Source organism: Hyphomicrobium sp. 01T421, from assembly GCF_056398805.1.
Genome location: NZ_JBFTQC010000005.1, coordinates 38713 through 62749 on the forward strand (window position 1 = coordinate 38713; position 24037 = coordinate 62749).

Annotated in this window: 29 protein-coding genes; 15 read left to right on the plus strand and 14 right to left on the minus strand. The window is 60.6% G+C overall.

The genetic code is table 11. The annotated features are described in order from the left end of the window. The first annotated feature begins 6 nt into the window (after nucleotides 1-6). From AC1DK3_RS20285 to fae, 7 genes are all read left to right on the plus strand, one after another. The gene (locus AC1DK3_RS20285; RefSeq protein WP_477194050.1) at nucleotides 7-1011 is read left to right on the plus strand and encodes a beta-ribofuranosylaminobenzene 5'-phosphate synthase family protein; all 1005 of its coding nucleotides are present in this window, start codon (nucleotides 7-9) and stop codon (nucleotides 1009-1011) included. Nucleotides 1012-1016: 5 nt separating this feature from the next. Further along, nucleotides 1017-1922, plus strand: coding sequence for an NAD(P)-dependent methylenetetrahydromethanopterin dehydrogenase (locus AC1DK3_RS20290; RefSeq protein WP_477194051.1), 906 nt, complete (start codon nucleotides 1017-1019; stop codon nucleotides 1920-1922). Between the two features lie 22 nt (nucleotides 1923-1944). After that, nucleotides 1945-3129 (plus strand): ATP-grasp domain-containing protein, encoded by a 1185-nt coding sequence (locus AC1DK3_RS20295; RefSeq protein WP_477194052.1) that lies wholly within the window; start codon nucleotides 1945-1947, stop codon nucleotides 3127-3129. 14 nt (nucleotides 3130-3143) lie between these two features. After that, nucleotides 3144-4103: a methenyltetrahydromethanopterin cyclohydrolase gene (gene mch / locus AC1DK3_RS20300; protein WP_477194053.1), complete on the plus strand. Its 960-nt coding sequence runs from the start codon at nucleotides 3144-3146 to the stop codon at nucleotides 4101-4103. Next, complete coding sequence (locus AC1DK3_RS20305) at nucleotides 4087-5058, plus strand: ATP-grasp domain-containing protein (protein ID WP_477194054.1); 972 nt, start codon at nucleotides 4087-4089, stop codon at nucleotides 5056-5058. Before mch ends, AC1DK3_RS20305 begins: the two co-directional genes overlap by 17 nt. After that, nucleotides 5055-5918, plus strand: a complete 864-nt coding sequence (locus AC1DK3_RS20310) for a triphosphoribosyl-dephospho-CoA synthase (protein ID WP_477194055.1) — start codon at nucleotides 5055-5057, stop codon at nucleotides 5916-5918. Before AC1DK3_RS20305 ends, AC1DK3_RS20310 begins: the two co-directional genes overlap by 4 nt. Nucleotides 5919-6149: 231 nt before the next feature. Then, complete coding sequence (fae, locus tag AC1DK3_RS20315; protein ID WP_092869382.1) at nucleotides 6150-6662, plus strand: formaldehyde-activating enzyme; 513 nt, start codon at nucleotides 6150-6152, stop codon at nucleotides 6660-6662. Nucleotides 6663-6848: 186 nt separating this feature from the next. Here fae and AC1DK3_RS20320 read toward each other — a convergent pair whose 3' ends face one another. Further along, complete coding sequence (locus tag AC1DK3_RS20320) at nucleotides 6849-7556, minus strand: HisA/HisF-related TIM barrel protein (protein ID WP_477194056.1); 708 nt, start codon at nucleotides 7554-7556, stop codon at nucleotides 6849-6851. Between the two features lie 59 nt (nucleotides 7557-7615). Here AC1DK3_RS20320 and AC1DK3_RS20325 point away from each other — a divergent pair, with 59 nt between their 5' ends. Next, on the plus strand, nucleotides 7616-8626 hold the full coding sequence (locus AC1DK3_RS20325; RefSeq protein ID WP_477194057.1) for a hydantoinase/oxoprolinase family protein: 1011 nt from the start codon (nucleotides 7616-7618) through the stop codon (nucleotides 8624-8626). A 55-nt stretch (nucleotides 8627-8681) separates the two neighbouring features. On the opposite strand, the gene AC1DK3_RS20330 is transcribed toward AC1DK3_RS20325, so the two are convergent. The 10 genes from AC1DK3_RS20330 to AC1DK3_RS20375 form a co-directional block, all read right to left on the minus strand. Next, nucleotides 8682-8981, minus strand: coding sequence for a PepSY domain-containing protein (locus tag AC1DK3_RS20330; RefSeq protein WP_477194058.1), 300 nt, complete (start codon nucleotides 8979-8981; stop codon nucleotides 8682-8684). A gap of 116 nt (nucleotides 8982-9097) precedes the next feature. After that, complete coding sequence (locus tag AC1DK3_RS20335) at nucleotides 9098-10336, minus strand: class I SAM-dependent methyltransferase (protein ID WP_477194059.1); 1239 nt, start codon at nucleotides 10334-10336, stop codon at nucleotides 9098-9100. Then, complete coding sequence (locus tag AC1DK3_RS20340; RefSeq protein WP_477194060.1) at nucleotides 10276-10857, minus strand: DUF447 domain-containing protein; 582 nt, start codon at nucleotides 10855-10857, stop codon at nucleotides 10276-10278. The genes AC1DK3_RS20335 and AC1DK3_RS20340 overlap by 61 nt, the downstream gene beginning before the upstream one ends. After that, on the minus strand, nucleotides 10857-11483 hold the full coding sequence (locus tag AC1DK3_RS20345; protein WP_477194061.1) for an amino acid kinase family protein: 627 nt from the start codon (nucleotides 11481-11483) through the stop codon (nucleotides 10857-10859). Before AC1DK3_RS20345 ends, AC1DK3_RS20340 begins: the two co-directional genes overlap by 1 nt. Then, nucleotides 11464-11919 carry a dihydroneopterin aldolase gene (locus AC1DK3_RS20350; protein ID WP_477194062.1) on the minus strand — a complete coding sequence of 152 codons (456 nt, stop codon included), beginning with the start codon at nucleotides 11917-11919 and terminating at the stop codon, nucleotides 11464-11466. The genes AC1DK3_RS20345 and AC1DK3_RS20350 overlap by 20 nt, the downstream gene beginning before the upstream one ends. After that, nucleotides 11916-12680 (minus strand): (5-formylfuran-3-yl)methyl phosphate synthase, encoded by a 765-nt coding sequence (locus AC1DK3_RS20355; protein ID WP_477194063.1) that lies wholly within the window; start codon nucleotides 12678-12680, stop codon nucleotides 11916-11918. The genes AC1DK3_RS20350 and AC1DK3_RS20355 overlap by 4 nt, the downstream gene beginning before the upstream one ends. A gap of 8 nt (nucleotides 12681-12688) precedes the next feature. Beyond that, nucleotides 12689-13447 (minus strand): ABC transporter ATP-binding protein, encoded by a 759-nt coding sequence (locus tag AC1DK3_RS20360; protein WP_477194064.1) that lies wholly within the window; start codon nucleotides 13445-13447, stop codon nucleotides 12689-12691. Further along, nucleotides 13435-14247, minus strand: coding sequence for an ABC transporter permease (locus tag AC1DK3_RS20365; RefSeq protein WP_477194065.1), 813 nt, complete (start codon nucleotides 14245-14247; stop codon nucleotides 13435-13437). Before AC1DK3_RS20365 ends, AC1DK3_RS20360 begins: the two co-directional genes overlap by 13 nt. Further along, the gene (locus tag AC1DK3_RS20370) at nucleotides 14210-15196 is read right to left on the minus strand and encodes an ABC transporter substrate-binding protein (protein WP_477194066.1); all 987 of its coding nucleotides are present in this window, start codon (nucleotides 15194-15196) and stop codon (nucleotides 14210-14212) included. The genes AC1DK3_RS20365 and AC1DK3_RS20370 overlap by 38 nt, the downstream gene beginning before the upstream one ends. After that, nucleotides 15193-15720 carry a DUF3280 domain-containing protein gene (locus AC1DK3_RS20375; protein ID WP_477194067.1) on the minus strand — a complete coding sequence of 176 codons (528 nt, stop codon included), beginning with the start codon at nucleotides 15718-15720 and terminating at the stop codon, nucleotides 15193-15195. Before AC1DK3_RS20375 ends, AC1DK3_RS20370 begins: the two co-directional genes overlap by 4 nt. Nucleotides 15721-15985: 265 nt before the next feature. Between AC1DK3_RS20375 and AC1DK3_RS20380 the strand changes: the two genes are divergently transcribed. The 6 genes from AC1DK3_RS20380 (at nucleotide 15986) to AC1DK3_RS20405 (ending at nucleotide 21307) form a co-directional block, all read left to right on the plus strand. Continuing rightward, a complete protein-coding gene (locus tag AC1DK3_RS20380) occupies nucleotides 15986-17287 on the plus strand; it encodes an ABC transporter substrate-binding protein (protein WP_477194068.1) in 1302 nt (433 codons plus the stop codon). A 65-nt stretch (nucleotides 17288-17352) separates the two neighbouring features. Next, nucleotides 17353-18339 (plus strand): PQQ-dependent catabolism-associated beta-propeller protein, encoded by a 987-nt coding sequence (locus AC1DK3_RS20385; RefSeq protein ID WP_477194069.1) that lies wholly within the window; start codon nucleotides 17353-17355, stop codon nucleotides 18337-18339. Nucleotides 18340-18400: 61 nt separating this feature from the next. Then, on the plus strand, nucleotides 18401-19180 hold the full coding sequence (locus AC1DK3_RS20390; protein ID WP_477194208.1) for an ABC transporter ATP-binding protein: 780 nt from the start codon (nucleotides 18401-18403) through the stop codon (nucleotides 19178-19180). After that, nucleotides 19180-20199: an ABC transporter permease gene (locus AC1DK3_RS20395; protein WP_477194070.1), complete on the plus strand. Its 1020-nt coding sequence runs from the start codon at nucleotides 19180-19182 to the stop codon at nucleotides 20197-20199. Before AC1DK3_RS20390 ends, AC1DK3_RS20395 begins: the two co-directional genes overlap by 1 nt. 8 nt (nucleotides 20200-20207) lie before the next feature. After that, nucleotides 20208-20873: a hypothetical protein gene (locus AC1DK3_RS20400; RefSeq protein WP_477194071.1), complete on the plus strand. Its 666-nt coding sequence runs from the start codon at nucleotides 20208-20210 to the stop codon at nucleotides 20871-20873. Between the two features lie 197 nt (nucleotides 20874-21070). Beyond that, nucleotides 21071-21307 (plus strand): hypothetical protein, encoded by a 237-nt coding sequence (locus AC1DK3_RS20405; protein ID WP_339083761.1) that lies wholly within the window; start codon nucleotides 21071-21073, stop codon nucleotides 21305-21307. A 297-nt stretch (nucleotides 21308-21604) separates the two neighbouring features. On the opposite strand, the gene kdsA is transcribed toward AC1DK3_RS20405, so the two are convergent. Together kdsA and pqqA are read right to left on the minus strand one after the other, a co-directional pair. After that, entirely contained in the window at nucleotides 21605-22465 is an 861-nt protein-coding gene (gene kdsA / locus AC1DK3_RS20410; RefSeq protein ID WP_477194072.1) for a 3-deoxy-8-phosphooctulonate synthase, read from the minus strand. A gap of 112 nt (nucleotides 22466-22577) precedes the next feature. After that, nucleotides 22578-22667: a pyrroloquinoline quinone precursor peptide PqqA gene (pqqA, locus tag AC1DK3_RS20415; RefSeq protein ID WP_045836478.1), complete on the minus strand. Its 90-nt coding sequence runs from the start codon at nucleotides 22665-22667 to the stop codon at nucleotides 22578-22580. Between the two features lie 372 nt (nucleotides 22668-23039). On the opposite strand from pqqA, the gene AC1DK3_RS20420 reads away from it, so the two are divergent. Continuing rightward, the gene (locus AC1DK3_RS20420) at nucleotides 23040-23279 is read left to right on the plus strand and encodes a hypothetical protein (RefSeq protein WP_477194073.1); all 240 of its coding nucleotides are present in this window, start codon (nucleotides 23040-23042) and stop codon (nucleotides 23277-23279) included. An 85-nt stretch (nucleotides 23280-23364) separates the two neighbouring features. Here AC1DK3_RS20420 and AC1DK3_RS20425 read toward each other — a convergent pair whose 3' ends face one another. Then, complete coding sequence (locus AC1DK3_RS20425) at nucleotides 23365-23757, minus strand: bactofilin family protein (RefSeq protein WP_477194074.1); 393 nt, start codon at nucleotides 23755-23757, stop codon at nucleotides 23365-23367. Between the last annotated feature and the right edge of the window lie 280 nt (nucleotides 23758-24037).

Here is a 24037-nt window from a genome sequence, read left to right on the forward strand (position 1 = left end):
TCTTACGTGAGGCCTTTTCCGGCAACCTCTGCCGCGATCCGCGTCACGGCTCCCGCGCGACTGCACCTTGGCTTCCTCGATTTGAACGGGGGACTAGGCAGGCGCTACGGAAGCATTGGCTTGAGCATCGACCGACCGAGCACCGAGCTCACGCTAGCGAAAGCCGGCCACCATTCGGCCACGGGGCCCGACAGCCAGCGAGCCGTTGCCCTTCTCCGTAAATTCGCCGGCGAGGACCCGGATAAGAACCAAGACAACGGCTACGCCATAACCGTTTCAGAAGCCATCCCTGCGCATGCGGGCCTCGGATCAGGAACACAACTCGCCCTCGCGGTTGGCGCGGCGGTGGCGCGGATGGAGGGGCGCGAGCTTTCAGCGGCAGACCTCGCGGCCCTGGGCGATCGCGGAGCACGTTCCGGTATCGGGCTCGAAGCATTCCGGTCAGGCGGCTTCATCATCGACGGAGGCAAAGGCAAAGAGGACAGGCCCCCGCCCCTGACGCTGCGTTCCGACTTCCCGGTGGAATGGCGGGTGATGCTCATCCTGGACCCACGCGATGCAGGCGTTTCCGGAGAAGCCGAGACCACGGCCTTCGCCGGGCTTCCCCCCTTCCCCGAAGCGAGCGCCGCGCACATCTGCCATTTGGTCCTGATGAAACTCGTGCCCGGGTTGAAAGAGGAAGACCTGGGCGCGTTCGGCTCGGCGCTGACGGAAATTCAGGAGATCGTCGGCGGCCATTTCGCGACCAAGCAGGGCGGTAGCGCATGGACAAGCGAAGCCGTCGGACATCTCGCAGCGCGAATGGGAGAACTGGGTGCAACCGGCATCGGACAAAGCTCCTGGGGTCCGACCGGGTTCGCCTTCGTCGAGAGCCAAAAAGCGGCAGAACGCCTCTATCATTCTTTATACGAAGACGCTAAAGGCGTCGGGCTCGAAATCCAAATTGCACAAGGCCGCAATTCCGGCGCCATCATAGAAACGCTGCGAAATTCCCAACGAACGGAGCAATAAATCAAATGAGCGACGCCACACCTATTCTGCATATGCTCGCGCCGCAGAAGCACATGAGCCCCTTCGACGTGAACATGGCGGCCGACGCTGGCTACAAGGTGATCGTTCCCTACATCAACGTGGAATTGGGCGAAGTAACCGGCCTCATCCAGGATGCGATTTTCTCGCGCCCCCCGAATTACGGCGTACGCACCGGATTCTTCATGGGCGGCAAGGATGCGATCCTCGCGCTCGACATGCTCGACGCAGCGAAGAAGGCGATGGTCCCGCCGTTCGAATGCTCGGTCTTCGCCGACCCGGCAGGCTCGTTCACGACCGCGGCCGCGATGGTCGCCTGCGTCGAGAAGCTCCTGAAGGACAAGTTCAATAGAGACTGGAAGGGCGTCAAGGTTGCGGTCTTCGGCGCAACCGGCGTCGTCGGATTTGCTTCGTCCATCATCGCAGCCCTCGAAGGCGCCGACGTCCAGCTCGTCGCCCACCGCGGCGTCGAGCGCGTCATCAAGAGCGCCGAGATCTCGAAGACCCGCTTCGGCGTCAATCTGAAGGCAGTCCCCGGCGAAACCGATGCGCAGAAGGCTGAGATCATCGCCAATGCCGACGTGATCTTCGCGGCAGCGGCAGCCGGCGTTCAGGTCGTCTCCAAGGAGCACAAAACTCTCGCCAAGAACCTGAAGGTCATCGCCGACGTCAACGCCGTGCCGCCCGCAGGCGTCGAAGGCATGGAGCTTTTCATGAATGGCGAAAAGCTCCCCGGTTGCGACGCGCTCGGCGTCGGCCCGCTCGCGATCGGCGACATCAAGTACAAATGCGAATCGGGCCTGTTCAAGCAGATGATCGATTCCGACAAGCCGCTCGTGCTCGACTTCCGCGATGCCTACGCCTTCGCGAAGAAGCTCGTCGGACTGGTTTGAGGCCTGACGCCGGAGAAAAGCGGTGAGTGACGAAACGGTCCTCATCGCCGCGTTTTCCGGGCGGAGCCTCGCGCAATCCGCCCGGCGCGCCGGTTATAGACCACTCGTCGTCGATGCCTTCGGCGATCTCGATACACAAGACGCCGCCGAGGACTTTCGCGTTCTCGACGGCGCCATGCAAACCGGCTTCCGCACGAAGCCGCTGATTGCAGCGTTGACGGAGCTTTCGCAATCGGCGCGATCAGCCCCGATCGGCCTCGTCCTGGGTTCGGGCTTCGAGGATAAGCCTCGTCTCGTCGCAGCCCTCGCAAGTCGGTTCAATCTGCTCGGCTCCGGCGCCGCGACCTACAAAGCCTGCAAGGACCCGCAGAGCTTCTTCGGTGTTCTCGACAGGCTCGGTATCCCGCATCCCGAAACGCGAACGTCTCCACCCGCCGATCCGGCCGGCTGGATTTCGAAACGCATCGGCGGCAGCGGCGGACGGCACATTCGCGCCTGCCACGGGCCTCAAGCCGCCAAGCCGCGCCGCTATTTCCAGAAATTGCTCGATGGCGACCGGATTTCCGCGGGCGCCGTATTCACGCGGCAGGGAAGCGCCATCTCACTCACCCGCCAATGGATCTCGCCATCCGATGAGCACCCATTTCGTTTTGGCGGTTGCGTTTCGATGCCAGACGTCGATGAACGGCTGAGCGACGAGATATCGCGTGCCGTCCGCGCCGTCGCGGCCGACTTGGACCTGCGCGGCATGGCATCGTTCGATTTTCTTGTCCCGCCCGCGCCCGGCGGCCGGCTCGCGGAACGCGAGGCGCCGGGGGCAGATAAAAACTCTCGCACGCCCCACCTGCTCGAAATCAATCCCCGGCCGGGAGCGTCCCTCGACGTGCTCGACAACGATGACAGCCAGCTATTCGCCGATCACATTGCCGCCTGGACCGCCGGACCACGCCCGACGAAGCATCGCGTGCCAGCCAAATCGGCGAAAGCCGCAGCCATTCTGCACGCCGACCGCTGGCCTATCATTCTTAATGATATTCCATGGCCGGACTGGGCTGCCGATCGAGGCCCACCCGGAACGTTCATTCCCCTCGGCGCCCCCTTGGCGACGGCTTTGGCCGAGGCCCCAACGGCCGATGCGGCAGAAGCGCTCGCCCGTAAACGCTTGGCGGAACTTGAAGACCTGATATACGGACACGCCAAATCCTGACCGCGGAGTTCCCAATGGTAAAGCAGCCCAGCGTCTCGGCACGCGCAGCAAAGCTCGTCGACGAAATAGTTGCCGATGCCGACGCACTCCGCATCTCCGTGTCGAAAGGCAGCCTCGGCGAGCGCCTCATCGATATGGGCGCGAACGTCCTCGGCGGACTGGAAGCCGGCCGCCGTCTCGGCGAAGTCTGCATGGGCGGCCTCGGCACCGTCGCATTCACGCAATCGTCCGGCCTCAAGAATTGGCCGCTCGGCGTTGTCGTCTCCTCGAACAATCCGGTCATCGCCTGCCTCGCCAGCCAATATGCCGGCTGGACGATCAGCGACGAAGAGTCAGGCTTCTTCGCGCTTGGCTCCGGACCGGCGCGCGCCCTGTCGCGCGTCGAAGACCTGTACAAAGAACTCGGCTACGTCGACCACCACCCGCAGGCGACGCTCGTCATCGAAGGCGATAAGGCTCCGCCTTCGGCAGTCATCGCGAAACTGTCGACGGGCTGCGGCATCGATCCGACGGGCTTGACCATCATGTACGCGACGACCTGGAGCCTTGCAGGCACCGTGCAGATCGCAGCCCGCGTTCTCGAGGTCGCGATCCACAAAGCCCATGCTCTGCACTTCCCGCTTGAAAACATCCTCGACGGCACGGGCACGACGGCCATCGCGCCGCCGGTTCCTGATTTCGTCAAGGCGATGGGGCGCACCAACGATTCAATCATCTATGGCGGCCGCATCCATCTCTTCGTCAAAGGTCCCGATTCCGATGCGAAGCGGCTTGCGGAAAATCTCCCCTCCAGCACGTGCAGTGCCTACGGCAAACCGTTCGCCGAGATCTTCGCCGACGTTAACGGCGACTTCTATAAGATCGACCCGATGCTGTTCTCACCCGCTCAGGTGATCGTCTCGAACGTCGAGACGGGCAATTCCTTCCGCGCAGGCGAGCTGGCGCCGGAGATCGTCGATGCGAGCTTCCGCTGAGGCAAAGCCTGATCCTTTGCCAGGCCCAGGCGATGGTCTTCACCTCGCCCTTCTGATTGAGGAAGGGCGGGGCGAATGGCACGCGCGCCGCATCGTGCGCTCGCTCGAAACCATGGGCGCCCGCGTCACGGTTTCGTCTCTTCCCCATTGCGCTTTCGATACCGGGCTCGAAAGCGGCATCGATATTCCAGGCTTCAAAGGCCGCTTGCCAGACGGCGTTTTCGTTCGCTCGATCTCGGCGGGCACGCTCGAGCAGATCACGTTCCGGTTGGGCCTCTTGCATGCGCTGCGCGAAAGCGGCGTGCGCGTCTGGAACGATGCGCGCGCCATCGAGCGCTGCGTGGATAAATCGCAAACCACGTTTCTTCTGCACAAGAACGGCATCCCGACGCCGCGCACGCGCGTCTGCGAAACGCTGCCCCACGCACTCGAATACACCGAAGGCCTCGACCGCCCGCTTGTCGTGAAGCCGATCTTCGGCAGCCAGGGCAAAGGCATCGGCAAAATCGAGCAGCAGAGCGAATTGCCCGCGCCCGAGACCGTCGATCAGATGTACTACATGCAGGATTACGTCGCACCGAAGGATGGCCTCTACGAAGACTGGCGCGTTCTCGCGACGAGGCATCGCGTCGTCGCGGCGATGACGCGGCGAGGCACCAATTGGGTGACGAACATTCATCAGGGCGGCAAAGCCCGAGTCCATCTCCCCGACGCCGAAATGACCAGCATCTCGATGGCCGCGATGCGCGCCGTCGATGCCGATTACGCCGGCATCGATCTCATTCGAACGGCAGATGGCGAACTGCAGGTGTTGGAAGTCAATTCCAATCCCGCATGGCGCGGCCTGCAAGGCGTGGCCGACGTCAACATCGCATGGGCAATTGCAGAAGACTTCCTGAAAACCGTCCTCGTGCACCGCGCGGCGTCGGGTATCCCTGTCGCTGTTGAAACATGAGCGGGCCGCGTCAACCGGCCGAGATAACCGCGGCCTTCCTCGACGCTTGCCACGCCGAACTCAATGCGTTGAAGCCCGGCAATGTCCACCGTCATTCCGCCGGGCACGGCATGGAGGTGCTCCATTTCGAGCAGGCGGCGAAAGCCGCAGCGGGTCCGATCGCCGATCCCGCACTAAGCGTCGGCAAACGCATCCTCCGCGCGACAGAGGCGAGCGTTGCCGCGACCGGCATGAATACCAACCTCGGCATCGTGCTTCTTTGCGCGCCGCTCGCGAAGGCTGCGAGCGAGACGACGTTCGACGTCGGTCTGCGGCGCCGCCTCGGCAGCATTCTTTCAGACCTCGATGTAGCGGACGCCGAAGACGCGTTCGAAGCAATTCGCATCGCCAATCCCGCGGGCCTCGGCTCAGTCGGCGAGGGCGACGTTCGCGCTGATGCAAACCGGCTCACTCTCATTGCCGCAATGCACATTGCCGCCGAACGCGATCGCATCGCGAACGCCTATGTGAACGTCTTCGCAGACGTTTTTGATTTCGCTTTGCCCGCGCTCCACGCTGCGCGCGCCGCACCAGGAGCCGACCCCGCCCTTTCGATAACGACGTTGCATATGTCTTTGCTGGCCGAGTTCCCCGACACGCACATCGCGCGGAAATACGGTCTTGAAACCGCTCTCTATGTGCAGCGCGAAGTACACGCGCTCAAGTCGAGCTGGTTTCCTGTTGCAACTGCGAAATCAATGTCGTCGCTTCTGGATTTTGACGCAAAGTTGAAACAGAGCCGTCTCAATCCGGGTACGACCGCCGATTTTGTAGTCACCACCCTTTTCGCCGACGCGTTAATCGAGCGGAAACACTCCTGAATGCCGCCGCGCCCCATTTTAAGGGCTTGTCTCGCTCGTTGACCTAGGGCAATACAGGCGCCGTGTCCGCATTCGCTGCGGGCCGATCCATTGTGCCTGACGCTGGTACTCATGACACCAGGGCGCCGACGTGCTTGGATATTCATCGCCAGAGCAACTCAACGAATTCCCGGCATCTGACGGGGGAGCGTTGGTGCTCATATCGTTTATTTCGTGGGAGGAACCCCCCTAATGGCCAAAATCAACAAAGTCATGGTCGGCGAGTCGCTCGTCGGCGACGGCAACGAAGTCGCTCACATCGACCTCATCATCGGACCGCGCGGTTCGGCTGCTGAGACGGCTTTCTGCAACGCCTTGACGAACAACAAGGACGGCTTCACGACGCTTCTCGCCGTCATCGCGCCGAACCTGGCCTGCAAGCCGAACACGATCCTTTACAACAAGGTCACGATCAAGGACGCCCGTCAGGCCGTTCAGATGTTCGGACCCGCTCAGTACGGCGTTGCAAAGGCCGTTCAGGACTCGGTTGCTGAAGGCGTCATCCCCGCTGCTGAAGCTGATGATCTCTACATCTGCGTTGGCGTGTTCATCCACTGGGAAGCTGCCGACGACGCCAAGATCCAAGACTACAACTACCGCGCCGTGAAGGAATCGATCGCACGCGCAGTTGCTGGCAAGCCGACGGCTGCCGAAGCAACCGCTCAGCGTAACTCGGCTCAGCATCCGTTCGCAGCCAAGACTTGAAGCGGAAACCGTCCTCAGCAGGTCGAAAACAAAAATAATACTGCCCCTCCCATGAAGGGGGGTCTGCTGCAGCGATTGGGTAGACTGCTCTCGGGCCGTTACAGCGGTTAGCAACTGAGCCGAAGCCAAGGCCGCAACCTGGCTTCGAACTCAGCAGAGCGGCTGCTGCCAATTCTGGACTGGACATCACCGGCCGGCGACTTCCTTGAGGTCGCCGGCCGAAATTTTTCCCGAATGCAGTGCCGAAGAGACGAGGGCGCCTTTGACGCCGATCTTTCGGAGCGCATCGAGATCGGCGCGATTTCGAACGCCGCCGGCCGCATAGACGCGGCGCGCGCCAGCGCGCGACACGATATCTGTGAGCTTTTGGAAATCGGGGCCCGCGTTCGCGCCAACGCGATCGAGCGTCATGACGATGACGCGCGAGGGCCAAAGCGACGAATCGGTCAGCAGCGTCTCCGGCCCCATGAATTCATCGTGCCTGAAATCGAGAGACAGGATCGTGCGTCCCGGCGCCTCGGCTGCGATGTCGTTCCAGACTCGCGCCGTCTCGATGCTTTCCGAGCCGACGACGAGGGTTGAAACAGGCGCGGCAAGCACGGCGCGCGCAGCGCCGCGCGATCCCGTGCCGGCGTCGATCCAGATCTCGACGCCCGGCAGAACATGGCTGAGCGCCTGAACGAGGTGTTTGTCGCGGCCCCGCCCCTCGATGCCGTCGAGATCGGCTAAGTAAAGTCTGCGGAACGAAAAAAGCTTTGCGAGGCCCCGTGCCAGATCTACGGGGTCAGAGGACGCTGCAATCGGCGTTTCAATAGGCCGATAAGCCGAACGTTCCCCCTTGACCGCACGGACCACCTTTCCGTGCGCGACATCGATAACCGGAATTACGTCCACTGCTTGCCTCCTCGGGCCCTCAGTGTATCACGAGCAACGATGTTGAAGCGAAGGCCCAAATGACGAAGGTCACAATTGGTTTGGACGTTGGCGGCGCGCACCTCAAGGTCGCGCGCGTGGAGGACGGCCGCGTCGTCGCCGTGCGCCAGATCCCCTGCCCCCTATGGGAAGGTTTGGATCGGCTCGAGCAAGCCCTCCAAGACGCCGCCACGATCATCGAAGGTCATACCCTCTGCGCCATCACGATGACCGGCGAGTTGACCGAGATTTTCGAAAGCCGCGAGGCGGGTGTTCTCGCGATCGTCGAAAAGCTGCGCGAGCGCCTCCAGGGAGAGCTTCGCTTTTTCATGGGCCTCAAAGGCTTCGCCGCGCCGCAAGCGGCAATCGGTGATCCGCTGTCCGTCGCGTCGGCAAATTTCATCGCAACGGCCGAACTCGTCGCCCGCCTCCGCCCAAAGTCACTGCTCATCGACATGGGATCGACGACGACCGACATCATCGCGTGTGATCGCCCGTTAGGCCTCACCGACGCCGAACGTCTGCAGACGGGCGAACTCGTCTATACGGGGCTGACGAGAACGTCCGTTGCATCGATCGCAAATCGCGCGCCGCTGGCGGGACAGTGGCAAGGCTTGGCCCGCGATGGCTTCGCAACGATGGCCGACGTGCGGCGCATCCTCGCCGATCTGCCCGATGACGTCGACCAGCATCCAACGGCTGACGGGCGCGGAAAAACCCAGGAAGAAAGTCTCGTCCGTTTTGCCCGCGGATTCGGCCGCGACGCTGAAATGCGTCACCTGCCGACGTGGCAGGTTTCTGCGGCCTATGTATCCGAACGCCAGTTGCGATCGATTCAAGACGGCGTATTGCAGGTCCTGTCGCGCCCCGGCATCGAAGTGAACGCCGTCGTGCTCGCCGGCATCGGCACATCGCACGCGGAAAAAATTGCAGACCGATTGCAGCTTCCTGCATTCGCATTCGGCACGCTCATCGATGCCAAAGACGATCAGCGAGAGTGGGCGACGCGCTGCGCACCAGCCGTCGCCGTAGCACTTCTTCTGCACAAATAAATTCGGCCGCAACGGATACCGTCGCGGCCGAAGAAAAATATCAGAGGAGACTATCTCAGCCGCGTTCGCGGCGGAGCCGCACGAGGTCAAACGAACCGCCTTCGAGTTCCAGATCGTAAACGTGACCGTTCGCACGCTTGGCGTCCTCGACCCTCCAATTGCCATGCGACCAGCGGATCTTGCGCCATTCGACGAAGCCCATGTGCTGCAGCCTCTCCGCAACGACCGCAGGATCTTCGCGGACTTCGTCGCGCGCGCTTGCAGGAAGCGCCATAGCCACACCGATAGCGGCAACGGCCGAAGCGAGCCGTACGATACGGGAGACGTCAATCATCGAGTTCTGCCTTCTTTTCATGAATTCACTCTGGGGGTCCCGAGCATCAAACATATGAAGCCCGGATGAGTTCCCTCTATACGCATTCCACGTCAGTGAGCAACAAATGAGGCGTGCAATAAAATCGCAGCGGGAGACTACTCGACATCCTTGAGTTGTGACTCGAGATGTTGCGTAGAAAAACCCGTAGTATTCTTCAACGCCTGATACTGTTCGCGCGCCGATACCCGATCCACGTGAGAAGATCTGACCGCCGCAATCAGAATATTCTTTGACGTGTGTTCAGTCGAAACGAACTCGATCAACTTGACTTTGTAGCCTGACGATTCAAGCAGCAATGCTCGCGCTGCATCCGTCACGAGATCCGCCTGACGTTGCTTCAGAAGCGGATATTTTATCAGCCCGAGCAAGCCTTCGCCCGTGTCTTTGATCTGCGGCGCGATTTCGTGCTGGCAGCAGGGTGCTGACAGGATGAGCGCTGCGTTCCCGCGAACACCGAGCGCCATCGCATCGTCCGTCGCCGTATCACAGGCGTGAAGCGCGATGATGATATCGATGTTGGCGCGCGAGATACGTGACGCTTCTTCGGCAACGAAATTCAATCCGCCGAAACTGAGTTCTCGCGCAAGCCCATTACAGAACGCGACGAGTTCGGCGCGCATCTCGATACCCGCCATATCGCAACGGTAGCCAAGTTGCGTCGTCAGATAATCGTAGAACGCGAAGGTTAGATATCCTTTGCCGGAGCCGATGTCGACGACCTTGAGCGGCGCATCTTTTTTGAGATCGCTTTCCTTGATCAGATCGTCCGCAATTTCAATGAACCGGCAAATCTGACGATACTTGCCCTGCATCGACGGCTTGATACGGCCCTCGCTGTCCGCCACCTGCAGAGCCCTGAGATACGGCCTGTCCGGCGGAACGAGATACGCCTTCTGGCGATCGTGCGACGCGGGCTCTGCCGCTTTCAGCGTTGCCTTTCCGCTCGCCAAATGCGCGACACCCTTGCGGCTATAGTCGAGGCGAACGTCCCGCGTCGTCGAGAAGAGCGTGGCGCTCATGTAGGTTTCGCCGATAGACGAACCGATCGCACGCAAGCCCTCGTCGATTTTGTAGGTCTTCGTTTCGTCTTTGCGCGGAAAGCTCGTGACGAGCTTCAGATGCGGGAGGTCCTTGAGCGTCACGAGCGTCGCAATCGCTTTGCGCTCTTCGCCCTTGCCGCGAAATTTTCCGAGCGTGAGCTTGGCGAACGATCCGTTCTCGATCGCATCGGCACAAGCCTTGATGAACGCGCCTTTGGCGTCGCCGTCGGGCTTCATGACGTCGACTTGTCGAACCGTGCCTGACGCCACGCCGAAACCTTTTCCATCAGCCATTCCCATGCCTCTTCTTCGCGCGGGCCGGCGGTCTTCGAAATTGCGATTTCGAGATATTTCAATTCGCCTTCGATCTTCTCCGGCGGCAGCATGTTGAGCCGCGTCGTCAGCACGGCGAGTTCGATGACCGCCGCTTGCGCGCGATTGAAGCCCTGCCACGCCTTGTGTGTTTCCTCGTCCACGATAGAGCAAAGAAACCGCGGCCGCTGTTCATCCTCGACGATCTTCTCGACCTTCAGTTCCCAATGCGAGACGCAATCGGCGAGCCTGTCGCCTTTGATGGTTCGCGTCGGCAACAGCGGCCATATTTTGCGTCCCGTCACGGCCCCCGCGAAAACGCGAACGTCGTCCGTATGGCTCGCCGCCGCGACCGGATTGGTGCGGAGATTGTCGAGCGTGGTCGATGGCCGGAACGGCGCGATTATCCAATTCGTCCCGTCGTCGATCAGACCGAGAGGAGCGATATGCGCTTCACCTTCGGCGTTGAAGGTCGTCACGATCGTTTCGACGATACGCGGCATCAATCGGCTCCTTCGCCAGCCAGGATTGCGGCCAACGCCGCATCATCCGCCGGCCCGAAAATGGACCACGAAACCCCAGCCCGCGCAACGAGCTCGGGAAAAAACGCATCGATCACACCCTTCTGCGCAAGTTCCTCAGCAGAAAGATCATCCGCGACATCGACGGACTTCAGAAGAATGAGCTGTGCGCCCAGAAGTTCGGCGAGACGCACTGAGAGACTATCCGAAGTGGCCGACCAGTCGGCGGAGATCGCCTCGTCGTCGCCGATCATGCGAAGCGGCGCCCAGACCGGAATTTGCCCATCCATGATGCAGTCAGCTATTTCATCGACCGAGTGCGCGACTTTCAAACCCGGGCGCTGAGATACGATCCATTCCGCCATCTGCTCCATGGCAAGCATCGCAAGCCGATGAGCGACCGCATCCGTGAAGTCGATCTCACGTTGCAAACTGCGCACGGCATCCGCGAACGGGCCGCCGCCTGGCACGATGACGATCGGTATCTGCGCCGCGCTGAGCATCGCCAGCGTCGCGCCGAGACGTCCGGTCTCGGCAAGGCTGCCGCCGACCTTGATGACGAGCGGGCGGATACCGCTTTTGCGGCTCTCACCCACGCCCGAACTCACGCGCGGCGGCCCTCGTCGCCGGCCGAATGATCTCGACGCCTCTCAACGGCCCTCGTTCGAGCTTCTCCAGAACGACGCGAACCGCAACGACACGTCTGTCCGCGAGCACCTGCGCCGCAATGCGCTCGGCAAACGTCTCGACGAGATTGATGTGGCCGCCGCGGGCAAGGGCGACGATCATGTCGATGATGTCGGCATAAGACGGAACTTCCACCATCTCATCGTCGACGCTGAAGACGTCCTTGTCCAAACGGGCTTCGACCGTGAAGCGAACCTTCTGCGTCACGCCCTGCTCTTCCGCATAGACGCCGACGTTGCACTCGACGACGAAGTCGCGAACGAAGATGGAATCGCCAAGCTCACGGACGTCTGCTGCTGCCTTCTTCAGTGCCACTGAACTCGAGTCTTCGGCCTTTGCAGGCTTCTTATCTTTCATGCCGCTGACGTCTCCGATGATACCTTTGCAAGCCGAGCCTGATCGATTGCGCGCCGCACCTGAACGACCCGCCCCGCTTCGACGGCGCCTTTGCGCCCCGAGGGACACAGCGCGCCGCGGAACCCCAGCATATCGGGTTCGAGCCCCGTGAGCCCCGCGATATCGCTTTCCCTAAGAGATCCGGCGAGTCCGGCGAACAAATCGTTAGCGCGCGCCGCGCGGAGGAATTGGGTCAACTGACGAACGGAAAGAACCGATGTCAAACTGCCGGCCGCCTTGTCGGCGGTATCGAGCATCACGCCCGAGAACCCCGCACGCCGAAGCACCGGCAGAACGTCGAAATCCAGAGCGCGATCCGCCATCAGCACGGCAACGAGCTGCGCCCGGAGGGAACACGCGGCCCCAGCCGCCGCGATGGCCTCGCGTGGGTCCTCGTCTCCGAAGAAGCCGATCTTCACGACGTCGACGCCGGTCTCGGCCATGGCGATCGCCGCCGCGCTCATAACTTGAGGATCGGACGGCAGGTCGCCGACCGTTGCGCTGACCGGAAGCCGCCCGCCGATGCGGCTGACGATCTCCCGAACGGTCGAAGCGGGAAGCGCGCCGAGCGCGCCCGACGACGGGTCCTTGCAATCGATGATGTCCGCGCCGCCCTCTAGCGCGATTTCCGCCTCGTCCGCGTTCGTCACACTGGCGAGAAAGGCGGGTCTGCCTCGTCTCAAACCTTCGATCATTCCGTCATTCCGAGATTGGTCCGCCATCGGCCATTCTAGGCGGCGAAGATGCGGTTCTGCTCCGCGAGCACGGCAGCACGGTCATGGCGCTGCGCCTCGGTCAGGTCAATGGTCACATCCTGCACGACACTCGCCTTTCCGGGCGCCAAGCGCAAGATGCGCGTCCCGAGCTGAATTGCCTCGGTCCGGTCGTGGGTAACGAAGATCACGGTCGTCGGATGGCTATGCCAAAGTTCCAGCAACAGGTCCCGAAGGCTCTGAGCGGTCTGCTCGTCGAGCGATACAAACGGCTCGTCCATCAGCAGGATTTCCGGTTCCAGGATGAAACCGCGAGCCAGGGCCGCACGGCGCTGCATTCCGAGCGATAAGCGCTCCGGATAGGCATTCATGGCCTGTCCAAGCCCCACGCGCTCGAGCATGGCGGCGATCCGCGATTGCCTCGGATCACCGTCAGGGAGAGCCAGGGAAATGTTTTCGTAAACCGTGCGCCACGGCAAAAGCCGGGGCGTCTGAAAGATGAACGCCAAGCGGTCCCGCGCAGGCCCGAGATCGACGCTGCCGTCGTAATCCCTGTCGAGACCGGCCATGATGTTGAGCAACGTCGACTTCCCGCATCCGGAGGGTCCGGTGATGACCAGGAACGACCGGGCCGCGACCTCGAATGAAACGTCTTTCAATACCAGCTGCGCGGCGCGATCGCCGACTGGCGGAAAGACCTTGCGGTGGACTGAAACGCTGATCGGCGCCGCACCGGTGACGTCGATTTTGCGGTTTGCCACGTTCAACGACGCCATGCGCTCACCCGTGCCTGCAATGGTTGCAACAGCAGAAATTCGATCATCTGCACGATCAAGATGAAAGCCAGCGCATAAGCCAAGATCGTACTGACATCGAATTCCTGGAAAGCGATGCTCAAGCGGTAACCGACACCGCTCGACCGTCCGAACGCTTCGACGACGAGCACGATCTTCCAGACGAGCGAAAGACCGGAACGCGCCGACGCCGCGAAGAACGGCGCAAGCTGCGGCAGCGTCACGTGGCGCAGCTTCTTCCACGAACCGAATTTGTAGATCTTCGCCATCTCGTCGAGATCTTTGGAAAGGCTGCGCGCACCTTCCCGCATGTTCACGGCGACGTTCGGAATTTTATTGAGCGCAACGGCGGTGATCGCGGCGATATCGGTCAGGCCGAACCAGATATAGCAAAGCGTAATCGTCACGAGCGCCGGCAGATTGAGGAAAAGGATCAGCCACGCGTCGAAGAACTTGTCCGCCGTCTTGAAGCGGCCCAGCGCCAGCCCGATCGCGGTTCCAATGAACATCGAAACGATGAAGGCCACGGCGACGCGGGCAAGCGTGGCCGACGTATTGATCCAGAGATCGCCACTCGCGCTCTCGCGCCATAGAACGTCGAAAACCGCTATCGGCGTCGGCAGGTATCTGTTTTGAGCGTAGACGGCGATCAGCTGCCAAAGCACAGCCAACGCGAACAGCGAGCCCGCCATCCAAGCGAGCCGCTCTAGCGCAGCCGTAAAGCCCAGAGGCGCGGCGATCGGCTTAGGTGTGGAAAAGATTCTGGTCGAAATGGGTGCCATCGCCAACGAGTTCCGTATCGCCGAGTTCAATGAGAAGATCCGTCAGCTTCTTTGCTGCCGCCGTTTCCGCCACGCCCCACGATCCTGTGATGCCCGACCTGTAGTAATCCCGGATCGCGATGAGTTCCCCGTCCGACGCGGGCTTAATCAATGGCCGAAGCCGCTGCCAGGCATCATCGGACGAAGCCAACACATGGTTGGCATCCGCCACGGCGGCAAGCAGCTTGGCGACCGGAACGGCGTTATCGCGGACTTGCTTCTCCGACCAGATGAAACCGACGAGCGGTGGCGTCGGCGTGACGTCCAGACCTTTGACGACGTCGGCCATCGTCAGCAGCTGCTGCGCGCCTTCAGCCTGAAGCCGCGCCGCGTAGGTCCAGAAGTTCAATACCGCATCGATGCGGCCGTTCCTGAACTCTTCCGTTACCAAGGGAGCCGCCCCGAAGACGGGCTCGGCGATGCTCGCAATATCTTTGCCGAGCGTCTTGCGCGAATAAGCCCGCAGCAAGATCCAGCTCTTGTCGATGCCTGTGCCGGCGACGCCTATCTTTTTTCCCTCGAGATCGGCGAGCGATTTGATCGGACCGTCCTTGCGGACCATGACGCTGCCGAGAGCCGACGAATAAGGTGCGAACTTGAGATCGCCCCCCTTCGCCCGCTGCCTGAGCGCCCACGTCCAATCGCTGACGATGACGTCCGCGGCGCGCGAGAGGAGCGCGACGGGCGCCGCCTGATTGTTCGAAACCTCGACGACCTGCAAATTGAGATCGTGCTTCTTGTCGATCCCTTCCCACCGGATCGTATCGATCAGCCAGCTCACCGAGCCGAACTTCACCGACGTCAGCCGCACCGGCACCGAAGTGGAAGCGACGGCGAGCCGCGGCAGCAGCGTCGCGGCGGCGAATGCCGAGCCTGTTGCGAGAACACTACGGCGAGTGTGCTTCGTCATTTCGGCTGAGCCTCGACGTTGAACCTGTTTCTCCAGAGATAACGGAGCCCGTGCAGCCAGAGTTCGTCGGTGTTGCCGTTGATCGCAGCCGACATCGTTTTGGTCAGCGCGCCGGTATTGGCGTCGCGCGCGATAATCTGCAAGCTGAGCAATGCATCCGAAACCTTGTCGACGTACCCGGTCACGGCGATGTCTGCGCCCGCGTCCTTGGCAATCGGAACTTCGCAGCCGTTGCACTGATGGAATGGCGACGCGGTGTCGATGGCCTTCGCTTGGGGGGCCAGGTCGATGATCGAGTATTTCCCATCCTTCGTCATTAACGCTTTCAGTTCCTCAGCCACGAGCTTGAGCCGCCGCAGATCCTCCGGGTTGTATTGGGGAACGATCTCGCCATCCTGCTGGGCGTCATGGAAATCGAATGGAAAGACAGCTGCTTTCGTCGTGTTGGCCGTCGTATTGGCATAGGCAGGAACGGCCATAAGAACCGGTACGAAAAGGCACAAGATCCGCTTAAGCATGCGCATGGACTGTCATTTCCAAGTTATTGAGCGAACTCAGACTTCAAGGTGGATTATGCGCCCGGCCGAAGCGCATAACCTTAGGTGCCCGTTTCCCCCCAATGATTGCAAGAGGTTCCGGCCCGCTTTGCCACGCACGCCCGGTCACAAACGCGCGAGGCGGTAGCCGCCAGCTTGACAACCGGAGCGGTCAGCCCCTTTTAGCAACATAGTAACACTTGCGCCGCGCGCTAACGTGGGCGCGGGCTAAACGCCGATCGGAGTTGGAACATTGGCATTCCCAAATACCGGCGCCACCACCGCATCCCTGCCGCGAAGGACCTGGAAGGCGGCGTGCGTGGCCCTCGCGCTTACAGCAGCCTTTGGCCTACCCGCCCGCGCCGAGAACCCCAGCGCGCAAGAGGCGCCTAAACCGGCGCCCATTCCGATCCCGACAGCACAACCTCAGAGCGTAAATATCAAAATTCTTTACGTTAAAGAGAAACGCCAAAAAGAGCTTCCGCTCTCTCTGCTCGACCAGCCGAATCCCGATGACGGCATCGCCGGCGCCAAGCTTGGCGTTGCCGATAACAACACGACCGGCCGCTTCCTCAACCAGACATTCACGATGGACGTCCTCGAGGGCGACATCGACGAATTGATCAAGGGCGCCACAGAGAAGCTCTCAGGCGGCGATTCCTTCATTATCGCCGACGTCGAACCGGATTCCTTGCTGAAGTTGTCCGATGCTTTGGCGGGGAAACCCGCTCAGATTTTCAACGTCGGCAACCCCGACGACCGGCTGCGCGAGGAAGACTGCCGGCCCAACGTGATGCACACGGCGCCGACCCGCACGATGCTGGCCGACGCGCTCACTCAATATCTCGTATGGAAACGCTGGCCGAACTGGCTGCTCGTCGTCGGACCGAGCCCTAAGGATCAGCTTCTCGCCGACGCCTATCGCCGGTCCGCGAAGAAATTCGGCGCCAAGATCGTCGAGGAGCGCCAGTTCAAGATCGATACCGGCAACCGCCGCGCCGATGGCGGATACGAACAGATTCAGCAGCAGATCCCTCAGTTCATGCAGGGAGCCAAAGATCACGACGTCGTCATGGTCGCCGACGAGGACGAAGTGTTTGCCGACTATTTCCCCTATCGCACATGGGTTCCTCGCCCCATTGCCGGCTCGGCGGGTCTCGTACCGTCGAGTTGGCACCCGGCACTCGAGTTGTGGGGCGGAACCCAGTTCCAGAACCGCTTCAAGAAACTCACAGGCCGCATCATGCGCCCGATCGATTACGACGCCTGGGTCGCGACGCGCGCAGTTGGAGAAGCCGCATCCAGAAAGCAGACGAGCGACTTCAAAACGCTGCGCGATTTCATGCATTCTCCGAACTTCGATGTCGCCGCTTTCAAGGGCGTCGCCACGAGCTTCCGCGCCTGGAACGGCCAATTCCGCGAACCGCTGCTCGTTTCGACGCCGAAGCACCTCGTCAGCGTCTCGCCGCAACAGGGCTTCCTTCATCAGTTCAGCGTGCTCGACACGCTGGGCATCGATAAACCGGAGACAAAGTGCAAAGCCTACACGCAATGATCCGATCCGCTCCGCCAGCCCGGCGAACCTTCACACCTTTTAGACGCTTCCATCTGGAGACGAGAATGTCCCGATTTTCCCAAGCATTGCCTGTGTTCGTCGCCGCCGCCGCGATGACGTCGTTCTACGCGACAGCCGCCAACGCCTATACGGCCTACATAACGAACGAGAAGGACAACAGCCTCTCCGTCATCGACACCGACAAGCTCGAAGTCATCAAGACCGTGAAGATCGGTCAACGGCCGCGCGGCATCGTGATGTCTAAAGACGGCAAGTGGGTCATCGTTTGCACGAGCGACGACAATGACGTCAAAGTCTACGACGCCAAGACGCTCGAATTCGTCAAATCGCTTCCATCTGGCCCAGACCCCGAGCTGCTGACGCTCCACCCTGACGGCAAAAGGCTCTACATCGCCAACGAAGACGACAACCTCGTAACGGTCGTCGACATCGAAACGTCCAAGGTCTTGACCGAAATCCCCGTCGGCGTCGAACCCGAAGGGATGGGCATGAGCCCGGATGGCAAGGTGCTCGTCAACACGTCCGAAACGACGAACATGGCCCACTTCATCGACACCGAGAACCACAAGACATTCGACAACGTCCTGGTCGACAGCCGTCCCCGCGTCGCGATGTTCAACTCGGCACAGACGCAGCTCTGGGTTTCCTCCGAAGTCGGGGGCACCGTGGCGGTCATCAACCCGGCCGACCGCAAGCTCATCACCAAGATCAATTTTGAAATCCCGGGCGTCGAAAAGGAAGCGATCCAGCCCGTCGGTATCCGCATTACTAAGGACGGCAAGATCGCGTTCATCGCCCTCGGGCCGGCAAACCGCGTGGCGGTCGTCGATACATCGACCTTCAAAGTCCTGAAGTACATTCTTGTTGGCCAGCGCGTCTGGCAGATGTACTTCACCCCGGATGATAAACTTTTGCTGACGACCAATGGCGCATCGAACGATGTGACCGTAATCGACGTTGCCAGTCAGAAGGCGATCAAATCGATAAAGGTCGGGCGCTATCCCTGGGGCGTCGTGGTCTCGCCGGATTGATCGTTACGAAGTTCGAACGGCAGGCGTGGCAGCTGGGCGCAAACGAAAGGCAATGACGACGATGGCATCGACAGCCGAGACTGAAGCTGAAAGGACGCCGGCCCTCGTCGTCAACGGCGTCAGCCATAGTTTCGGCGACAGGAAGGTCCTCGACCGCGTCTCGTTGACGGTCGATCAAGGTGCATTTGTCGTGCTCCTCGGTCTCAACGGCGCGGGGAAGTCGACCCTCTTTTCGCTGATCACGCGCCTCTACGACAACGTCAGCGGCGAGATAATCATTCGTGGTTTCGACGTCCGCAGACGGCCGTCGCAGGCACTGCAGCGCCTCGGTGTCGTCTTCCAAAGCCGGACGCTCGATATCGACCTGACTCTCATGCAGAACCTCAAATACCACGCAGCGCTTCACGGCTTTGCGGGACGGACGGCAACCGAGCGCGCGCATCAGGCGCTCGCACTCGTCGGCCTTGCCGATCGCGCCTCCGAGAAAGTTCGCGCGCTCTCCGGTGGCCAGCTCCGCCGCGTCGAGATTGCTCGCTCGATGATGCACCATCCCGATCTGCTGCTGCTCGACGAAGCAACCGTCGGACTTGATCTCGGCTCGCGCGAAACCGTTATGAAAATTGTCCGCGATCTCGTTGCGCGAGAACGCCTCGGTGTCCTCTGGGCAACCCATCTGATGGACGAGGTCTTACCCACCGACCAGGTCGTCATTCTTCACAAGGGCGTCGTTCTCTATAACGGACCCGTTCCCCAGCTCTTAAAGCTCACAGGCACGTCGAGCGTACGCGAAGCCTTCCGCAGCGTCACCGGCACGAAAAGCGCGATCGAGGAGGCCGCCTAATGGCATCGCAAGCGGTCACCACCGAATCGGAAAACCTCAGCCCCGTCTATCACGAAAGCGACGCCGACGCCCGCCGCCGCCTGGGCGTTTCGGGATACTGGGCCTGCTTCAACGGCATCGTCCGGCGCGAAATCCTTCGCTACCTCCATCAGCGCGAGCGGTTTCTCTCCGCACTCGTCCGCCCGCTGATCTGGCTCTTCATTTTTGCAGCAGGCTTCCGGCAGACACTCGGCGTCTCGATCATTCCGCCGTATGAGACCTACGTCCTCTACGAAGAATATATCGCGCCCGGCCTGATCGCGATGATCCTGCTTTTCAATGCGATGCAATCATCGCTTTCGATGGTTTATGACCGCGAAACCGGCACGATGCGTACGCTTCTCGTCAGCCCCTTCCCGCGGTCGTTCCTGTTGCTGTCGAAGCTTCTCGGAGGCGTCTCGGTCGCGTTGCTGCAAGCCTACGCCTTCATGCTCGTCGCTTGGTTCTGGGGCATTCAACCGCCGCCGATCACCGAAGTGAAGCTCTTCACGTTCTACGATCCTCCGAGTTGGGCGGGCGACGTCATCCCCAAGATGTCGGACCCGATCGTCACCTCGCTCTTTTCCATTCCCGCGTTCATCCAGCCCTTTGCAGGCTACATCACGGTCATTCCCGCGATCATCCTCGCCGGCCTGATGCTTGGCTCGCTCGCGCTCTTTATGTCGTCTGTCATCAAGCAGCTCGAAAACTTCGCGGGCGTGATGAACTTCGTCATCTTCCCGATGTTCTTCGCCTCGTCTGCGTTGTACCCGCTCTGGCGCATTCGCGAGGCCAGCCCCCTGCTTTTCGAAATCTGCCGTCTCAACCCGTTCACCTATGCGGTGGAAATGATCCGCTTTGGGCTTTATGGACAAGTCGATACGGTTTCGCTCGCCGTTGTCCTTGGTTGCACGGTTGTCTTCCTTGGGGCAGCGGTTTTTGCCTACAATCCGTCTAAGGGGTTGATCGCTCGGCGCGGCGGCCCTGGCGGCTCAGCTTGAGGTTGGAAATGAAAATGATCGGACATGGTCTTCGTCGCGCCGGCTTGCAGATCGCTACAGCCCTTGCACTTGCGCCTCTCGCCCTGGTGGCCGCTCCAGCCTTCGCGGATGAGCCGCCGAAAGCCGAATGGCCCTGCGTCTACCGCAAGGTTCCCGTGTTGACCGCCGCAACGATTTGGGATGGCCCCGAGATCACCGACACATCGACGTGGCGCAAGGACGAGACCATCAGAAAGCTCTCGCAATACCTCGTCTCTCGCCGCGTGAAGGAGCCCGAGGCCGAAGCTGCCGTGAAAAAGTTCGCGGCCGGCCTGCCCGCCGATACCCGCGACGCCAAGCTGACGGAGCTCTTCTCCGCCGTGCTCACGCGGACCAACGAGGATCGCAAGGTCGTCATGTCGGGCATCGAGCGCTTTCATAAGCGCCAGCTCGAGCGCGCCAAGGAAATCGAGAAGGAAGGCATCGATCTTCCCCCCGCGGGCGATTTCGGGGCGACGGACGCTCCGGCGGGCGAGATTTCCCAGCTTTCGCCCCAGGAAGAAAAATACAAGTGGGAGGTCCGCACCTTCCAGGAAAAGCAGGCGAACATTCCGATCGCTTGCGAGATCCCTCAGCTGATCGACGAGCGGGCTGGCGCCATCGCGCGAGCCATTCGAGCCGAGATGAAAAGCTAAGGACCGACAGCGCACGGCGGGCGAAAAACTCAGGAACGGCAAAAATAATCTTTACGCGTCGTTAGCCTTAACGCGTCCTTAACCAAGGTTGACATACTCTCAACGCATCGGCTTTCGACGCCAGCCTATCCCCGGCCCGAAGCCACACTGCAAGTGGAAGTGTCGTCATCTCTGGTCTCGCGTTTGTGAGGTTGACCATGCACTACGAACTTGTTTCGCGTGCCCTTGCCTATGCCTCCTGCATTTCGACAATGAGCCTGCTTATGACGTCGATGGCGATTGCAGCCATCAACGTTGGCAGAACGCACCCCGCCTTCTGCCAACCCAATGCCTGCGTCGCCGGCATTCGAGTTGGTACGGAAGCTCAATTCGGTGCTCTGACGAGCCGCGCTCATGTCGCCACGCTGGCGGCGAAGTTCTGGCGCGTCAGCTAGAAGTCGAAAATCTCAGAAAAAATTCACTCGGCGAAGCACCGTGCCGTCTATGCGGGTAGCGGAATTGCGCCTCGGCGAGTGTGAGGGCGAAGTGAAGTGAAGTGAAGAAAAGTCGAGCGATCTACGATCACGCACTGCCGTCCGTGCGCACGGACCGAAATGAATTCACGAAGCCTACTGTCGAATATACGCTTTACGCTTGCCAAGTCGGAAATGCCGAAGCTCCCGGCCTGAGATCAACCTAACCCCGGAAGCTTCAATCGAGAAATAAGTCTATCGACAAGAGCGCGAGTGAGGCTAGCTCGCGCTCTTTCGCCGTTTGACGACCTGATCGATCGCCTGCAGCTCCGATACGAGCCCCGCGAAATCCTTGAGCGCGACCATGTTCGGCCCGTCCGAAGGCGCCCTGTCTGGATCCTGATGCGTCTCGATGAAAAGCCCGGCGACGCCGACAGCCACGGCTGCACGGGCAAGCACCGGCACGAAGCGGCGATCGCCACCCGATGACGTTCCCTGCCCGCCGGGCTGCTGCACCGCGTGGGTAGCGTCGAAAATGACCGGCGCACCCGTCTCGGCCATCTGCGGCAGGCTCCGCATGTCGACGACGAGCGTGTTGTATCCAAAGCTCGAGCCGCGCTCCGTGACGAGCACGTTCGGATTGCCGGAGCCCGTCACCTTGGCGACGACGTTCTTCATGTCCCAGGGCGCGAGGAACTGCCCCTTCTTGATCTTCACCACCCGGCCCGTCTTCGCCGCCGCAATCAGAAGATCGGTCTGGCGGCACAGGAAAGCCGGGATCTGTAGCACGTCGACGACTTCGGCCACCGCAGCGCACTGCCCGGCCTCGTGAACGTCGGTAACGACCGGAACCCCGTATTTTTCGCGAATTTCAGCAAAAATGGGCAGAGCCGCCTCGAGCCCCATGCCGCGGCGGCCGGTCAACGACGTGCGATTGGCCTTATCGAAGGACGACTTGTAGACGAGCCCGAAACCCAGCTTTTGGGCTATTTCGCTCAAACCCTGAGCCATCTCGAGGGCGTGGGCGCGGCTTTCCATCTGGCAGGGCCCAGCCAAGATCGCGATTGGCGCGTCGTTGGCGAAAAGCACGTCACGAGCGCGGACGTGGGCGGCAGGCTTAAGGATTTCATGCTGGGTCATGGCGCGATTTATAGCGTCGCCGGGCTCCGGCCGCGACCCCCTAGGTCCGCTGTACCCAAACAAAAACGGCGGCCCATGGCCGCCGTTTCAGAAACCCGAAGGTTCGAATTCTTTAGATGAGGTCGATCTCAGCCGGCAGATAGCTGGTGACTTCGAGACCAACTTCTTGCTCGCGAACTGCAGGCTTCATCCAGACTTTCATGTGCGTCCTCCTCGGATTTCTACAGGTTGCTCCTGTTGAATACTTAGTTACCGAAACAACCCCTCAATTACCAATCTCTTTTCGCTAACGCGGTTCAAACTTTTCGTGATCGAAACGACGAATTGTTATATCATTTCAATTGTAAATGCTCGATTGCTCGCAATTATCGAGTGCCGCTTTCTACATGCATGGGCCGCTTGTATTATGAGCAGGGTACGGACTGTGCCTTCAAAGCTTCAGTCGGAAACCGGCGCTCTACTCCACGGTGGCTTGTCGCTTTCCTCGGCTTTTCACGTGCTAAGCCAAATTTGCAAGCCGCGACTCGGGGCGCGCGCACAGGCGGCATAACAAAAGCTCGTGGAGACTACCCAGATGCAATTACTTGAAACCTACCCTTGGATTGAGCCGGTTCTGATCGGCGCAGCGATCGTTTTCGTGCTGGACCTGATCGGCAATCTCATCTCGTTTTCGAACCGCGTCCTCAACGCGCTCGCAACGGCGATCGTCTTCGCAATCGTGTTCGGCGGATTGCTTTACACCGGTGTCCTCCGGCTCGACGTGAGGACCGAGACTACGACGACAACGTCCGCACCGGCGACGACCACGCCATAAGGACCGCAGCGGATATCCGCGTTTGCAGGCCATTAGAATCCCGGCGCGTGACGCCGGGATTTTTGTTTTCAGCGGCGATTGCCGTTTACGATAAGTCGGGCGTCACTTCGCTCGCGTCCTTCGCCTTCTTGACGCTACCTTCGAAGTGAGCGCCGTCAGCGACGGTAAGCCGCTCCTGAATGATGTCCGCCTCGACGACGGAATGTTCGTGCAGAATGACGTTCGAACCCTTGAGTTCGCCCTTTACGCCGCCCTGTATGGCGATTGTCCGTGCAGTGATGACACCTTTGACGTGCGCGCCGTCATCGACGGTAACCGTTTCTCCGTGCACGTCGCCTTCGATGTGACCTTGTATCAGCAGCGAACCTTTGGTTTTCAGGATAAGCTGCTCGCCGTATATTGAAATATCGGGCCCGAGAATGGATGTCGGCCTGTCGGGTGAAGCGGGCTGATAGCTCGGAGCCGCGGCATTGGACACGACACCGATTGGCCCGGAGAACCGCGGTGGCGGTGTTGGTATTGCGCCCGGTTTTGCAGTGTCCGCGCGCGTCTCTGCTCGTGAATCTCGACTGAACATAAGAACCCCCAGAGATTGATCACTTTGAACATAAGAAAAGAGCCGGTCCCGCTTAACTATGAGGGACATGCGATTGCAGCCGCACGAGGGCACACCACCAGGAAAAGCAAAGGGGGAAATCTCCGATGAAACGTCCGATGACAGTTCTAGCTCGCAATTTGCGCGCAACCATTTGCGCGTT